Genomic DNA, 15,602 nt, shown 5'->3' with positions numbered 1-15,602 from the left:
AATTCATTTTATACATCAAAAACGTTTCATGCATACCTTTAAATAGTACACTAACCCTTTCAAATTGTAAACATATTGAATGGATAGAATCCTTGTTTTTCATAACATTTTTATCTTTTTCACTGATAAAATCTAATGGAAGAAGATCATTTGCTGCAAAATTTTTTCTCTTTTTTTTAAAAAATCTTGTTTTTCATCTTCTGTACCTTCATACATCGTTTTTCCTGTACACGCCTCTACAGTCAGTTGAAACCAGCGCTTCGGGTCTTCGATGTATGTATCATAGACAGGATAAACAATTGCAGATTGCAACGTGAATTCTTCTTTTAACACGGAACTAAGCAGCGCATCTTCATTACCGTAACGATCTGAAAACACACATAATCGCTGGTAACTTGCCTGCTGCTGCGGCTTTGGCAGATCTTTTGGTATGACTTTGACTAACTTTTCTTCAATCGTCAAATAGAAAACAGGATGGCATTCGTTCAATTGCCTAAGTGTCTCCAGTAATTTTGCCCTTGCTAAAATATGGACCTCTGGCGATACAATAAGTTTACTCGCTGTTTGGATAAACTCATGATAAGGAAGCTGTTCGATCTCATCAATAGACGCAAGCTGACGTGCAGGTTCCAACGAAGGAAGTTCCTCCGATTTATTGTGGAGTGCCTTGATCTTCTGCCTCTCCATTTGTCCGGATAATTCTTCTGCAAATTGGATTTTTTCAATGACCCGCTGCTCGAAAGCTTCATAAAAATCTGTACTTGCTATCAATTTTCTAGCATATAAAAAATCTTGTGTACTGATTAACAAGTCAAAATAAAATTCAGCAAACTCCTCATTTTGAAGATACTGTTTTTCATGCAAGAGTGCTTGCTTCAATGCTTCTTTTTTCTCGTCCAACTCGTAAAGACAAAAAACAAGCAGGCTATTAGCCTCAAAGCTTTCTTTCAACTCGTAAGCTCGTTGAAATAATTCTTTTGCCTGCTGATATTGCTGGTTTGCTAGTGCTTGTTGTGCTACTCGCATTAAATTCTCATATTTTTCTGGAAAATCAATCGGCTTCACGCAGTGTCCTCCTCTTGCTCATGTTCAGCTCATGTTCAGCTCATGTTCAATAGTAGCAAAACAAAAAAAGCATGACAATTAAAAATAACTGAAGCACCCTCTAAAAGCTAGATTTTAGATCTGACTTTTAGAAGGTGCTTTCAACTGTTACTGCTTTTTATTGCTCATCAGCTGTTGACTTCCTGGTTGAATGCTTTGATCAGATTGATCGTAACAACACTTGTATTAGTGAAAAAATCGCCCAGATGTTGCTTTTTCTGATTAAAGATTGCTGGAAGATACCCTAACATTAGCAAAGGAAATTTTAGAATGAACCGGCAAGCACCTTCTCTAACTAAAACGGTTGACCAGCTAAGTTCTTCTTCATCAAAGCTGATGACTCGAATACCAAAGATCATTTTCCCAATCGTTTGGCCATGATTGAATTTCGTCAATAAAATAAAATACGCTAGATAAATAAGTAAGGCTGTGAATCCGTAGAGACTCAGATAAGAATCTGAAAAATTAAGCCAACCTAGATTTTTGGCAATACCAAGTGTTAAACGCGTAATAGCTCCGATACACAAAAGATCGACCAAGAAGGCAAACATTCGGATAAAAAAACCTGCATAGAAATACTTAGGAAAATCATTTGCTTTTGGCGGTTCATTTCTTGTGTCCGTATACTTTTTCCATTTACGTTGTTTCTTTTTGATTTCTTCGGGCGTCAAAGGCTCTCTTTCAAAAGAGCTCAGTACCTTTTGGGAAAAGTTGGAGTCAGGTCCTACAGCAGGCTGCTGTTGCTTATCTTTTTCTTGTTCCTTATTTTCATTTGAAAGCTCTGACATGCTTACTCACCTCCGTAATAATACATTGCTTTTGGTGATTCCGCTGTCCCTAGATTCTCAAGAACGGATAAGATCTGACTAGTCTCAGAAGGCTTCAATCCCTGGAATTCTGCTAGTTTACTTCCTAACCATGTACTAGCAAACCCAGATGGCGTGGAAGAATATTCTACTAGTTCCGCATCTTCAAGCTGTTGTTCCTTTCGCATAGCTTTTAAAGCATCTTCAGGAAATCCCAATTCATCGACTAAACCTACTTCTTTTGCTTGGACACCATCATAAATCCTTCCATCAGCAATTTTTTTGACTTCTTCTTCAGATTTATTCCGTCCCTCGCTGACGATTGCTACAAAACGACTATATGCGCTGTCGATATATGCTTGAAGCACCGCTTCTTCTTCTTTTGTCTCTGGTCGCGTTCCTGAACCCATATCTTTCAACGCTCCGCTTTTAACTGTTGTATCTTCCACACCCAGTTTTTCTAGAAGTCCTGAATAATTCAATCCTGACATGATCACACCAATTGAGCCGGTCACTGTTTCTTCTGTTGCAAAGATTTTATCTGCTTGAGCAGAAATATAGTAGCCACCGCTAGCTGCCATGTTTTTCATGCTGACATACATTGGGATATCATGTTCTTTACGAATCGTATCCAATTTCTTAGCGATTTCCGCACTTTCGTAGACACCGCCACCAGGAGAATTTACTTCTAAAAAGATACCTTTGACTGTTGGATCTTCTTCAATCGCCTTCAGTTGTTCCATAAAATTTTTATGATTGTAACCTTCAGAAGCAAATAAACCTGAAGACCCTCCCGCAGCAATCGTTCCATCTACTGATAATTTTACGATTTTTTGCGTACTGTCTCCCTCTTCCAACACATTTGGAGCTAGTTCTTCATCCCCATATAACCAACTGTTCAATCCCTCAATTTGATCGTTTTCCTGAGGCTTAGTCAAACTAGCTGAAACTAACGAAACCACAAATAATCCTGCAGCAATCAGAACTGCTGCCCAACGTCTTTTATTCATTCTTTCTCCTTTCTAATACAAGTTTTTTATGACGATCACAGTTTCTGACTGCTCAGAAGTGTCGAACCGCTCTGCTTTTTCTTCCCGCGCATACCCGGAAAACGACTCTTTTGTCAATTCATCTTCTACCGTAAACTCACGAGCTTGAGCAACTTCCAAGGCATCAGGTGCGATTTCTTGGATGCTATCCCAGCCAGTATCTAAAAATATTTTCGTATCATCTGATACACCAGCTGATGCTTCGAATTTGGACAATTGTTTTTTTAACATTCCCAGTGTCATGATCTCAATTTTTGAATCCATTTTTACTCCTCCTCTATCCGATTACTTTCTATTGTACCGAACTCCTGAAAAAGATGATAGATAAAAACCCATTATTTTTTGACATAAAAAGGACATTTGACAAAGCATTTGATATATACCAATTTATTTTTTATTCTTTTTTTGTTGACAAGAACATTCGCAAAAGGTTATGATTTTAAATGTTTCCAGATAAAAAACAAAAAAGGAGGATAGTTATACCTTTTAGGATAGCGCCAGGTCTGTGTAAACAGATGACGAGGAGAGGGTTTATCGAAAGATTCGGCGGATGGCCCTAGGGACTGCACTCTACAGAAAATCCACAAAAAGTATCTGCAAAGATAAAACAAAAGGATTTTCCTGCAGCTGGAAGCATTCATACGAATTCATTATAGAAAGTAGGATGTTTTTTATGTGCGGAATTGTTGGAATGATTGGATTAAAAAATGTAACACCAGGATTGATTGACGGTCTAGAAAAATTAGAATACCGTGGTTATGATTCAGCTGGTATCTTTGTCTCAGATGGCACAACTGATTATCTGGTCAAAGCACAAGGCAGAATTCAAAATTTGAAAAACAAAATAAATATTGATACTACAGGAAATATAGGTATTGGTCATACACGTTGGGCAACTCACGGGCAACCTTCTGAAGAAAACGCCCATCCACATACTTCCCAAAGTGGACGCTTCGTGCTCGTTCACAACGGCGTAATCGAAAACTTTGAAGAACTTAAAATTGCTTATTTAGCAAATGACCACTTTATTGGTGAGACCGATACTGAGATTATCGCTCATCTAATTGAAACTTTCGCGAAGGATACTACAACGCAAGAGGCGTTTTTAAAAGCTTTGCGGGTCATCAAAGGTTCTTACGCTTTCGCTTTGATTGATCGGACAGCACCTGATGTTATTTACGTCGCTAAAAATAAAAGTCCACTATTAATCGGACTCGGCGATGGATTCAATGTGATTGCCAGCGATGCAATGGCTATGCTTGCTCATACGAAGGAATTCGTTGAGATTGAAGATGAAGAGATGGTTACCGTCACATCAGAAAAAGTTATTATTCAAAATTTTGCAGGTGACATCGTAGAACGTTCTTCATTCGAAGCACAAGTAGATTCTTCAGATATCGAGAAAGGTACCTATCCTTTTTATATGCTGAAAGAAATCGACGAACAGCCTATTATCATGCGTCGTATCGCTCAAAAATACGTAACAGAAGACAATCGTGTCTCTCTTGATCAAAAGCTGGTCGATACATTGTCTGATAGCGATCGAATCTATATCGTTGCTTGCGGAACTAGTTACCATGCGGGGTTAGCAGGTAAACAGACTTTGGAAAAATTGACACAGATCCCTGTTGAGGTTCATTTAGCCAGTGAATTTGGCTATAACACACCTCTTCTTTCAAAAAAACCATTCTTTATTTTCTTGAGTCAAAGTGGCGAAACAGCAGATAGCCGCCAAGTTCTGGTAAAAATCAACCGTCTCGGCTACCCTTCACTTACGATTACAAATGTTGCTGGTTCTACTCTTTCGCGGGAAGCATCCTTTACACTGCTATTGCATGCTGGACCCGAAATCGCAGTAGCATCAACGAAAGCTTATACTGCACAAATAGCTGTACTAACTTTATTAGCCAAAGCTATCGGTGATAAAAAAGAATTTGAAACTTCTCTTGTATTCGATATCACTCATGAATTGAGTTTAGTTGCTAATGCGATGGAATCGGTCATCGCCCAAAAAGATTATTTAGAAGAGTTGGCAGAAGTATATCTCAGCGATACAAGAAATGCCTTTTACATTGGACGTGGCGCTGACTACAACGTTTCTCTTGAAGCTGCTTTGAAATTGAAAGAAATCAGTTATATCCAGGCAGAAGGTTTTGCCGCTGGCGAATTGAAACATGGAACGATTGCTTTGATCGAAGAAGGAACACCAGTGATCGGAATCATCAGTGAAGAAGTGACTGGTGCGCATACTCGAGGAAACCTGAAAGAAGTCGAAAGCCGTGGCGCTAAAACACTAGTTATTGTCTCAGAGGGATTAGAAAAGGAAAGTGACCAGCTGGTGCTACCCACTGTCCACCCTTATCTAACTACTCTAACCACAGTCGTACCGACTCAATTACTTGCATATTACGCAACGCTATTACGGGGATTCGACGTTGACAAACCACGTAATTTAGCGAAATCAGTGACAGTAGAATAATAAAAGAACAAGGACCAGTGTCAGACATCTGACACTGGTCCTTGTTCTTTTATTTTTTATGAAAATATCTCTTAATCCAGTCCGATTTCTTCTTTGACTACTGCCGCGATTTTATCGACATAGTAATTAACTTTCTCATCAGTAGGCGCTTCTGCCATCACTCGAAGTAATGGTTCTGTACCGGAAGGACGAACTAGGATTCTTCCTTCTGATCCCATTTCAGCTTCTGCCTCTTCAATCACTTTTTTGATTGCCGGAACATCCATCGCACCGTTTTTATCACTTACGCGGATATTCACTAATTTTTGCGGATAGATTGTTACCTCTGCTGCAAGCTCTGATAATTTCTTACCTGTCTGTTTCATGATATTCAGTAACTGAATTCCTGAAAGCATCCCATCTCCAGTTGTGTTAAAATCTAAGAAAATCATGTGCCCAGACTGCTCGCCGCCAAAGTTATAATCGTTTTTGCGCATTTCTTCTACAACGTAACGATCACCAACTTGTGTAACGACATCTTTCAAACCGATTCCTTCCACCGCTTTGTGGAATCCTAAGTTACTCATGACAGTCGTAACGATCGTATCTTTTTTCAATCGATTTTTTTCTGCCAAGTATTTAGCACAGATAAACATGATTTTATCACCGTCGACAATGTTTCCAAGTTCATCCACCGCAATAATACGATCGCCATCGCCATCGAAAGCTAGTCCAGCATCTGCTCCTTTTTCAACGACCATCTCAGCTAAACGTTCTGGATGGGTAGAGCCTACGCCATCATTGATATTTAACCCGTCTGGATTTGTGCCCATGGTATAAAAATCTGTTTCAAGATCGGCAAACAAACGATTAACACTTGTTGAAGTGGCTCCGTTTGCTGCATCGACACAAATGGTCAAACCGGAAAGGTCACCGTTGATCGTTTGTACAAGGAATTGAGAATATTTCAATAAGCCTTCTGGAAATTCTTCTACAGTTCCCAATCCTTCAGCTGATGGACGAGGCAATTCATCCACTTCAGCATCTAATAATGCTTCAATTTCTAGCTCTTGGTCATCTACTAGTTTAAAACCATCTGCACCGAAAAATTTGATTCCATTATCTTGTGCTGGATTATGAGAAGCAGAAATCATGACCCCTGCGCTTGCTTTTTGCAAACGTGTCAGATAAGCAACACCTGGTGTAGAGATCACACCTAGCTGGAACACTTCGATACCCACCGATAAAAGTCCTGAAATCAGCGCTTCTTCTAACATTTGACCTGAGATTCTTGTATCCCGCCCTACTAACACGCGTGGGCGTTTTCCTTCTTCTTCATGCTGGCTTAGGACATAACCTCCGCACCGTCCCAGCTTAAATGCAAGTTCTGGCGTAAGTTCCTTGTTGGCTTCACCGCGTACGCCGTCTGTTCCAAAATATTTACCCATAGTTGTAAAATTACTCCTTTAACTTAATTTTCTGAGGAATTTGTTCTGCTCATTTGTGTTGATTCGCTTGTTTCTGATGTTTCTTCTGTACTTGTGGTCGAGTTGCTTGTCCCAGATTCCGAACTGGAAGAAATGGTTGTTGTCGATGGTTCCGTTCCTGAATCAGCAGATGAAATACTTCTACTCGTACTTGTATTTTCTTGTGTCCGACTGCTCGTCGAAGCAGAGCTACTGCTTGACGTTTGCAACACGGGTGTAATCTCCACACTAACTGATTCGGGCTTGATACTTAACCCCTCTTCTACTGGTATTTCAATTTTACGAGTTGTTCGATGATTGATACCTGAGACATTGATCGGTACAGCAATACTGTCACCGATCGATGCAAGCAAATCGCTAGAGCCGCTTACTTCTGCTTCCAGTTTTGAAAAACTGAAATCATAGCTTTCTACCCCGGCAGCTGGTGTTCCTTGCTGTATCCCATAAAGTCGTACCGACTTGCTTGGCTTGATCGAATCAGCTCTCACTGTTACTTGCACTGGATCAGAGACGATACTTAATACTTCCCCTGCTGCATTCAGCGCCTGTATTGGGACCTCACTATTAATCCCATCATCTGTGACCATCGAAGCGTCCACATCAGCTACTACTCGTTTGATTTCTGCCAATGTTTTGTCACCTGTAGTGATAGAGACTTTTTTAGGACTAACGGAAGTATCATCAAGTTCATATCCAGATGGTGTGAACGTTGAAGGAATCAACGTTTCCACATCGAAATCTTTTATTACCTTTTTCTCAACCGTTACTGTAATAGTCGATGGTTCGATCTTTGCTGTGACAGCACTGCTCAAATTTTGAATTTTTAGCGGAACTTCATGTGTTCCTTCGCCCAGCTTAGTGATATCTGCTGTGACGCGGAACATCCGTGTATCTTCGTTTGCCTCTGCATTCAACTGAACTCGGTTTGCACTGGAAAGTTTGACAGTCACTGCATTTTCATATCCATGGATATAGTAGCGCTTTGAATCATAAGAAATCTTGATCGGCACCCCCGTAACTGTTTGATTATACGCTTCATTTCCAGAAAGCGTATTTGGAACGGACTGGCCATTTGCATTGAAGTACAGCGCAATACTGAACAGCAATGCAATAAAACTGTAAAGAATGCTTGTCCGTTTCTCTTTTGAGATCATTTGCGATCCCCTCCCTTAGTCATACCGTCTAGGAAAGATTGAATCACGTTTTTCTTGTTTTTTGTTTTCTCTTCAGCAATTAGTTCTCTACGCAAGATTGCCAAATATTCTTGCTGGGATAAGCCAGCCATCAGTTCATTATCTAACGTGATGCTGACGTCCCCGGTTTCTTCAGAGACAACGATGGTAATCGCGTCACTGACTTCGCTTATACCGACAGCTGCCCGGTGTCGAGTCCCGAATTCTTTAGGGATCAACATACTTTCTGATAGAGGAAGATAGGCGCTTGCTACTGCGATCTTTCCTTCTTTTACAATAACTGCACCGTCATGCAGCGGTGTATTAGGAATAAAGATATTGATCAGCAGCTCCCCAGTGATATCTGCATCTAAAGCAATCCCTGTCTCAATATACTCATCTAATCCAGTATGACGTTCGATAGTGATCAACGCACCGATTTTTCGCTTGGACATATATTGGATGGCTTTGTCAAAAGACAAGATCATCTTCTCATCTTCCTGCTGTTCGCTTTTTGATTGTTTGAAAAGCGAACTGCGTCCAAGATGTTCCAGTCCTCTCCGGATTTCCGGCTGAAAAATCACGATAGCAGCTATCACCCCGTACGTAATGACTTGGTTCATCAGCCAAGACAAGGTGTGCAGACCAATGATTTCCGCTACGATTCGGATAACAATAAAAATAGCTACACCTTTCAGAAGCTGAATCGCTTTTGTGCCTCGCAGCAGTTGGATCAGTTTGTATACAAGATACCAGACAACCAGAATATCAAGTATGTTCACCAAAAAATTCAGAGAGAACAAGTCACCGGAAAACATTTGCTGCCAATAGTCCAAATTAAAAAGTTCCCCGATTTGAAATGACATAAAAAGCCTCTCTTCTCTTTTGAGATTTCCTCTCTAGTATATCATATGTTTTAATTTTAGAGGCTGATCTGCTCGTATTTTTCTTGAGAAAAACGCATAATTTTCAAGAAAATTGCAAGTATGCGTTTTATTTTTCTCTGCAATAAATATTTTTAAACTTCAGAGAATTATTCATTATATTTTTTCTGTTATTTTTCCTTTTTTTCTTTTGTAGCTTGTTCCATTTTTTTACGTCGTTCTGCTCTGGCAGCTCTTCTAGCAGCTCTTCTTTCTTCTGCTTCAAGGTCCGTCGTTTTTTCTTTTCTAGTCTTAACGGGTACATCGATAGATTCCTCTGGTTCAAGTCGTTTCTTGATTTTTTCTAATTCTCCCGTCAGTGCAGCATAGTTGTAAAAACGTGTTTTAGCGTCGTGGACAGTCTTTTCAAATAAAGCTTTTGCAAGATTTGGATTTGCGTTATCTAGCGAGGAAAAGCGAACTTGTTTCCTCATGAAATCAGGCATAGCAGAGAAATCAGGTTTTTTGTAGTCCAAAGTCATTGGGTTCTTGTTTTTTTCGACCATTGTAGGGTTATATCGATATAATGACCAATAACCAGAAGAAACAGCTTCTTTTGCTTCTTTAAGCGATTCTTTCATTCCGCCAAGCAAGCCATGTGTGATACAAGGCGTATAGGCAATAATCAGAGAAGGACCAGGATACTTTTCTGCTTCTTCAAATGCCTTGATCGTTTGCATTTGATTGGCACCTGAAGCAATTTGCGCCACATAAACATTTCCATATGTCATCGCCATCATTCCTAGATCTTTCTTTGAAGCATACTTTCCACTAGCCGAAAATTTAGCGATTGCCGAAGCTGGTGTTGCTTTTGAGGTTTGACCGCCAGTATTGGAATAGACTTCGTTATCCAAAACAAGGATATTCACGTCTGCTCCGCTGGCAAGTACATGATCGATCCCGCCAAAACCAATGTCGTAAGCCCATCCGTCTCCACCAATCATCCATTGGCTGTTTTTTACGAATAGATCCTTTCTCTTGTATATATCCTCCAGTTCAGGGAAAATTGATCGTTCGCTTTCGATCGCAGCTTGCAGTTTTGCTGCTCTTTGCTGCGTTCCTTCACTCTCAAACATGTGTACTAACCAGTCTTCCATCAATTCTCGTAGTTCTTCTGATACTTTTGGCAATACTTCTTTGATTGAACTTGCCAAAGCCTCGCGACGAGTCTGTGCCGCTAGAAGCATACCATAACCAAATTCAGCATTATCTTCCAATAAAGAATTTGACCATGCAGGCCCTTGACCACATTCATTGGTCGTATAAGGAGAAGCAGGAGAAGCACCGCCCCAAATAGAAGAACAGCCTGTCGCATTCGCGATCATCATTCGATCACCGAACATTTGTGTCAATAATTTTACATAAGGTGTTTCGCCACAGCCTGAGCAAGCGCCCGAGAATTCAAGAAGCGGTTGATTGAATTGTGTAGACAAGACAGTATTCTTTCCTTTGACTGGATTTGCTTTTTGTCTTAATGTCATTGCAAAAGCCCAATTCACAGCTTGTTCTTTCTGTTCTTCATAAGGCTTCATCACTAAAGCTTTTTCTTTTGCGGGACAAGCCTCTACACACAGACCACAACCTGTACAGTCTTCCACTGAAACTTGGATACGGTATTTTACGCCGTCTGCGCCTCGCATTTCTCTCACGATAAATTCTTCTGGCGCTTCTTCCATTTCCTCTTCATCTGCTAAAAATGGACGGATGGCAGCATGAGGACAAACAAAGGCACATTCATTACACATCGTACAGCGATCACTAATCCACTCAGGTACTTCTAAAGCGACGCCCCGCTTTTCCATAGAAGCCGTTCCTAAAGGCATTTCGCCAGTTGTCATTCCATTTGCTACAAGTGTACCAACAGAGAGTTGATTTCCTTCCTGTGCATTCACTGGTTCAAGTATTTCTTGTACATAACCAGTGTTCCTTTTATTGATTTTTTCAGGCATCTCCAACGTTCTCCAATGGTCTGGGATCGCGACTTGATGAAGCAGTTCGGTCGTCCGATCGATTGCTTGTATGTTTTTTTCTACGATAGCCATTGATTTATGTCCATAGCTTTTCAGGGCTTCTTCTTTTAGCAGCGGAAGCACCTCATCAAAAGGAATGATGTCAGCTAATTTAAAAAAAGCCGTTTCCATTGCCGTATTGATCCGGCGTCCCAAATCGACTTCTTGGGCCAATCTCATGGCATTGATCGTATAGAATCTAATGTTATTTTCAGCCAAGTAACGTTTTAATTTTAAGGGCAGATGCGTTTCTAATTGTTCGTCGCTCCAAAGAGTATTCAATAAAAAAATGCCACCTGGCTTCAATCCTTTGACCAAGTCATAGCTATGCAGGTAAGCTGGTGTGTGACAGGCAACAAGGTCCGCATGCTCGACAAGATACGCTGAACGTATCGGCGTATCTCCAAAACGAAGATGAGAGACAGTCAGACCGCCAGATTTTTTCGAATCATAATAAAAATAGCCTTGCGCATATTTATCGGTGTGATCTCCAATAATCTTGATAGCTGATTTATTTGCTCCGACTGTTCCGTCAGATCCAAATCCCCAAAACTTGGCCTGGAATGTTTGCGGTTCTGTCAAATCCAGACTTTCCTTTGGTTCCAAAGATTGATAAGTCACATCATCCACGATCCCTATGGTAAACCGTTTTTTGCGTATGCTTGGGTCTTTTTTCAATTCATCAAAAACTGCTGAGATTTGGTCGGGAGTCACATCTTTAGACCCCAATCCGTAGCGACCACCAATAACAGCCGGGCGAAGTTCAGAATCATATAACGCACTTTGAACGTCTAATAAGAGAGGTTCTCCACCTGCCCCTGGTTCTTTACTTCGATCAAGAACAGCAATTGTTTTTACTGTATGAGGCAACTTTTGCACGAATGTTTCCACTGGAAAAGGACGATAAAGATGGATATTCAAAAAACCTGTTTTCCGTCCGTTTGCATTCAAGTAATCAATCGTTTGTTCAATCGTCTGTGCAACTGATCCCATAGAAACAATGACTTCTTCCGCATCGTCTGCTCCGTAATAAGTCACCAAGTCATAAGAAGTTCCTCGTAATCGGTTGATCTCTTTCATATATTTTTGAACGATTTCAGGTAATTTATCATAATAGGGGTTGATCGTTTCACGTTGTTGAAAATGGATGTCTGGATTCTGGTTCGTACCACTAACAGTCGGATGATTGGGATTCATCCCTCGTTTACGAAATGAAGCTAATTTCTCCTGATTGATCAGAGGAGCTAATTCTTCATATTCCAAAACTTCGATTTTTTGAATCTCGTGACTCGTACGGAATCCATCAAAGAAATTCAAAAAAGGGACTTCTCCTTCAATAGAAGCAAGATGGGCAACAGGTGCTAAATCCATCACTTCTTGTACACTGCTTTCAGCTAACATAGCAAATCCTGTTTGTCTTGCAGCCATCACGTCTCCGTGATCTCCGAAAATATTCAACGCATTTGTCGTCACTGCCCGACTAGCAACGTGGAAAACACTTGGCAGTAGTTCCCCAGCAATCTTGTACATATTCGGTACCATCAAAAGCAGCCCTTGTGAAGCGGTATATGTAGTTGTCAGTGCACCAGTTTTCAATGATCCATGGACCACACCAGCTGCTCCTGCTTCGGATTGCATTTCTACTACTTTTACTGGTTGACCGAATACATTTTCTTTTCCTGCTGCTGACCATTGATCTACTAATTCAGCCATGGTCGAACTGGGTGTTATTGGATATATTGCAGCAATCTCGGTAAATGCATAAGAAATATATGCGGCTGCCGTATTGCCATCCATTGTTTTCATTTTTCGCATGATTCATCATCCTTGTTCATATTCTCTCTTATTATCTGTTCCATTATAACGTAAAACATGCCATTTTTTTCTTTTATTTATAAAAATATTTTACATGTATCTATTTGAATTGGTCATCTAATTTTTAGACAAACAGTCTAAATCGTTGCCTTTTTTTGTCAGACATGTATAAACTATAAGCGAAAGAGGTGTTTTAACATGGATATATCAGTGATTGATGCAACGAAAACAAATACACAAAAAGGAATCCTTTATGGTTCATCGAATGCTCCTAAAAAAATGGTCGAATTCATCAACTTAGCTTGTCCGTATTGCCGACAATGGTTTGAAGAATCTTATGAGCTATTAGAAGAAGCAGTCCAAAGCGGGCAATTGCAGCGAGTGATCAAATTGTTCGATAAAGAAAAAGAAAGCTTGCAGCGAGGAAACGTGATGCACCGGTATCTCACAATCAGCGATGGTCAAAAAGCGATCAAAGAGATCAAACAAATATTCGATACTCAAGACGAGTGGAAACATCTTTCTCTCCAAGAAGTAGCGGATTTTGCAGTAGATAAACTAAAGCTGACAGAACAAAAAGACGAACAGCTGAGCCAAGCTGTCATCAACGAAGCTGAGCAAGCACATATTCGATTTGTTCCGACTGTCATCTTGGGTAAAGAAATCTTTGATGAATCTATTTCAATAGAGGAATTAAAAGAATTGATCCAAACAAAATAAAAAAATAAGGAGCGTGGGACAAAAGTAAAGAACACTTTTGTCTCACGCTCTAAACACGTATAAACGGCGGAAGCAGAAGCAACTCCTTCTTATTTCTTGGAGTTAAACGCTTCTGTCCCAGCCTCCTTATTCCGAATAAACGGTGTCCAAAAGCTTGCATCTGCCAGATTATCTCATTTCTTATGACAAGCTGAGCAAATTATCTCCACCAAATAATTTATTCATATTTTTGACTTGCGCATACTAACTAATTCTTAAATTTTCATACAAAATTTCTCAATTTCCCTTAACGAGTAATATTTATGTACGGTGATTCTCACTAGTATCCCAATCACTTTTTAAGTTATCCCGATTTCAATTCTACTTCAAAAATAGTTGCTTTTATGTATGCTGTTAGTTGATTAGATGGTCATTTGTTGAGCTAGGTCGTTTATTTTAAACAAGTTGTTTCTTTAGCTTATACCTATCTCGTCTACCAAACGCAAGATGGCAAACACAAATGCATACGCATCTGTATTTGCCACTTTGATTCGTATAAAGCTAACAACTATTAACTCCTCTCAGCTAATAGTTGCTCTCTTTTTTATTCAGATTCATTTTTGCTGATCACAGCCTAGTATTTCAATGGTTTTGAACACTAAACCAAATTGTTCCATTACAACATTCACTGGCTGATGAAATGGATTAGTAGATTTCGATTATTCAAAGCGATTTTCTATTGGTGGATCGTGTTCCCAACTAATAAGACGGATTCCAAACCTATCGTACAGATCTTCTAAACCACTTATAAATTTTGCACCTATTTCAGGTGTTTTATTGCGTGGATATTCTATTGTTACGCCATTAAATGGATACCAATTAGGATTAGGCTCTCTTTTTTTCTGTACATCTCCCATAAAATAGTTAGCACTTTCTGGGACATAATATATTCTTCGACCATCCTCTAATTCATCTAATAAGATATTTCGTGATCGTTTATCACTTGCTAAATGTAGACGCCACGTGCGATACCATGCCATGCTACCTGCATCTGCAGAAAATCCATCAAATAATGCAACAATTGTATCTTCTATCACAATCCTTTCCCCATCTACTTCATATTCTAATCTAAAATCAAACTCCCCTCGGGTAATTTCTGGTCTTGGAGGCTTAGGACCCAATATTATTCTACTTAAAACCGCATTCGTTCCCAGATGAAACACAGCTATAACAACAATAATGATTAATATTTTGTTTCTATTTGATAAATTTCTCATTATACGCACATCACCTCTACATTCTCACATATTAGTTCGTAATACTCCTTTAATATCAAAATATCTACTGGTCGTAATAATATTCGCTATGAATTCCTACTACTCGTATAAGAAAGGCCAAATCATCAGCTTTTACTTGCTGATGATTTGGCTTGTTTCTATTTATCGTAATTGTTTTCTAATCACCAAAATTGTTAACAATCGGTTCAGATATTTCCCAGTTGATTAAGGTAATTCCGTATTGTGTCAAAACTTCTTGCGCTTCTCCGAAATTAAGTACAGTTCTTATGTATCCACTTTCTCCTAATATAAAGTCTACCTCTCTTCTAAAACCTTCCTCGAGATTTCTAAGGGCTATATGTGGTTTTAATGACATTGATTGTACATTTTCCCCCATATAATATTGCGCACTTCCTCGACTAAAATAGATTCCTAGATCGTCCCCAAAAGGTAGATCTTCTCTATCACTAGCTAATCTACTTCTCCATCTTCGTTCTCTTTTCATAGAACCTGCGCTGAACTCACATCCGTTAAACTCAGCTATGACAGTATCTTCAATTATGTTAATCTGTCCATCTAGTTCGTATTCAATCCTAAATGGAAATTCTCCATAGGTGATTTCCGGTTCGGGTATTTTAGGTGAGATTAATGCAAAGAAAGGAAATATTAAGCTTGGTAACATCAAAAACACTCCTCCTATAATCACAATTCCCGATGCAATCCAAAATATAATTTGTACAATTCTCATTGATCCATTGTATTCCATTTTATTCCCCCTATTACTATTCATATCCGCCTATCTA

Annotated in this window: 12 protein-coding genes; 2 read left to right on the top strand and 10 right to left on the bottom strand. The window is 39.5% G+C overall.

From position 1 onward, the window contains the following. Positions 1 to 132: 132 nt before the first annotated feature. From IGL31_RS05480 to IGL31_RS05465, 4 genes are all read right to left on the bottom strand, one after another. Positions 133 to 1,065: a hypothetical protein gene (locus IGL31_RS05480; protein WP_002323980.1), complete on the bottom strand. Its 933-nt coding sequence runs from the start codon at positions 1,063 to 1,065 to the stop codon at positions 133 to 135. A gap of 167 nt (positions 1,066 to 1,232) precedes the next feature. Further along, a complete protein-coding gene (locus IGL31_RS05475; RefSeq protein ID WP_002294427.1) occupies positions 1,233 to 1,892 on the bottom strand; it encodes an RDD family protein in 660 nt (219 codons plus the stop codon). A gap of 2 nt (positions 1,893 to 1,894) precedes the next feature. Further along, on the bottom strand, positions 1,895 to 2,920 hold the full coding sequence (sppA, locus tag IGL31_RS05470) for a signal peptide peptidase SppA (RefSeq protein ID WP_002324980.1): 1,026 nt from the start codon (positions 2,918 to 2,920) through the stop codon (positions 1,895 to 1,897). A gap of 12 nt (positions 2,921 to 2,932) precedes the next feature. After that, on the bottom strand, positions 2,933 to 3,223 hold the full coding sequence (locus IGL31_RS05465) for a hypothetical protein (protein ID WP_002287827.1): 291 nt from the start codon (positions 3,221 to 3,223) through the stop codon (positions 2,933 to 2,935). A gap of 409 nt (positions 3,224 to 3,632) precedes the next feature. On the opposite strand from IGL31_RS05465, the gene glmS reads away from it, so the two are divergent. Beyond that, a complete protein-coding gene (gene glmS, locus IGL31_RS05460) occupies positions 3,633 to 5,438 on the top strand; it encodes a glutamine--fructose-6-phosphate transaminase (isomerizing) (RefSeq protein WP_002323144.1) in 1,806 nt (601 codons plus the stop codon). 71 nt (positions 5,439 to 5,509) lie between these two features. On the opposite strand, the gene glmM is transcribed toward glmS, so the two are convergent. The 4 genes from glmM to nifJ form a co-directional block, all read right to left on the bottom strand. Then, complete coding sequence (gene glmM / locus IGL31_RS05455; protein ID WP_002287824.1) at positions 5,510 to 6,865, bottom strand: phosphoglucosamine mutase; 1,356 nt, start codon at positions 6,863 to 6,865, stop codon at positions 5,510 to 5,512. A 23-nt stretch (positions 6,866 to 6,888) separates the two neighbouring features. After that, positions 6,889 to 8,058: a CdaR family protein gene (locus IGL31_RS05450; protein WP_029485546.1), complete on the bottom strand. Its 1,170-nt coding sequence runs from the start codon at positions 8,056 to 8,058 to the stop codon at positions 6,889 to 6,891. Beyond that, positions 8,055 to 8,942 carry a diadenylate cyclase CdaA gene (cdaA, locus tag IGL31_RS05445; protein ID WP_002287821.1) on the bottom strand — a complete coding sequence of 296 codons (888 nt, stop codon included), beginning with the start codon at positions 8,940 to 8,942 and terminating at the stop codon, positions 8,055 to 8,057. The genes IGL31_RS05450 and cdaA overlap by 4 nt, the downstream gene beginning before the upstream one ends. A gap of 188 nt (positions 8,943 to 9,130) precedes the next feature. After that, positions 9,131 to 12,823 (bottom strand): pyruvate:ferredoxin (flavodoxin) oxidoreductase, encoded by a 3,693-nt coding sequence (gene nifJ, locus IGL31_RS05440; protein ID WP_086300028.1) that lies wholly within the window; start codon positions 12,821 to 12,823, stop codon positions 9,131 to 9,133. A gap of 198 nt (positions 12,824 to 13,021) precedes the next feature. On the opposite strand from nifJ, the gene IGL31_RS05435 reads away from it, so the two are divergent. Next, positions 13,022 to 13,543, top strand: coding sequence for a DsbA family protein (locus IGL31_RS05435; protein WP_002287818.1), 522 nt, complete (start codon positions 13,022 to 13,024; stop codon positions 13,541 to 13,543). A gap of 698 nt (positions 13,544 to 14,241) precedes the next feature. Here the strand turns inward: IGL31_RS05435 and IGL31_RS05430 are convergent. Then, positions 14,242 to 14,799: a hypothetical protein gene (locus IGL31_RS05430; RefSeq protein ID WP_010728316.1), complete on the bottom strand. Its 558-nt coding sequence runs from the start codon at positions 14,797 to 14,799 to the stop codon at positions 14,242 to 14,244. A 178-nt stretch (positions 14,800 to 14,977) separates the two neighbouring features. After that, on the bottom strand, positions 14,978 to 15,589 hold the full coding sequence (locus IGL31_RS05425) for a hypothetical protein (RefSeq protein WP_086300027.1): 612 nt from the start codon (positions 15,587 to 15,589) through the stop codon (positions 14,978 to 14,980). Positions 15,590 to 15,602 lie beyond the last annotated feature (13 nt).

It is taken from the genome of Enterococcus sp. MSG3290 (assembly GCF_050555565.1).
GTDB classification, from domain to species: domain Bacteria; phylum Bacillota; class Bacilli; order Lactobacillales; family Enterococcaceae; genus Enterococcus_B; species Enterococcus_B faecium.
Note: the sequence above shows the minus strand (reverse complement) of the source record. Positions and strands in the feature narration are given on the sequence as shown.

Coding starts and splice junctions, on each gene's coding strand:
- cdaA (WP_002287821.1), bottom strand. CDS start 8,942: ATGTCATTTCAAATCGGGGAACTTTTTAATTTGGACTATTGGCAGCAA.
- IGL31_RS05475 (WP_002294427.1), bottom strand. CDS start 1,892: ATGTCAGAGCTTTCAAATGAAAATAAGGAACAAGAAAAAGATAAGCAA.
- IGL31_RS05435 (WP_002287818.1), top strand. CDS start 13,022: ATGGATATATCAGTGATTGATGCAACGAAAACAAATACACAAAAAGGA.
- nifJ (WP_086300028.1), bottom strand. CDS start 12,823: ATGCGAAAAATGAAAACAATGGATGGCAATACGGCAGCCGCATATATT.
- IGL31_RS05465 (WP_002287827.1), bottom strand. CDS start 3,223: ATGGATTCAAAAATTGAGATCATGACACTGGGAATGTTAAAAAAACAA.
- sppA (WP_002324980.1), bottom strand. CDS start 2,920: ATGAATAAAAGACGTTGGGCAGCAGTTCTGATTGCTGCAGGATTATTT.
- glmS (WP_002323144.1), top strand. CDS start 3,633: ATGTGCGGAATTGTTGGAATGATTGGATTAAAAAATGTAACACCAGGA.
- IGL31_RS05450 (WP_029485546.1), bottom strand. CDS start 8,058: ATGATCTCAAAAGAGAAACGGACAAGCATTCTTTACAGTTTTATTGCA.
- glmM (WP_002287824.1), bottom strand. CDS start 6,865: ATGGGTAAATATTTTGGAACAGACGGCGTACGCGGTGAAGCCAACAAG.
- IGL31_RS05425 (WP_086300027.1), bottom strand. CDS start 15,589: ATGAATAGTAATAGGGGGAATAAAATGGAATACAATGGATCAATGAGA.
- IGL31_RS05430 (WP_010728316.1), bottom strand. CDS start 14,799: ATGAGAAATTTATCAAATAGAAACAAAATATTAATCATTATTGTTGTT.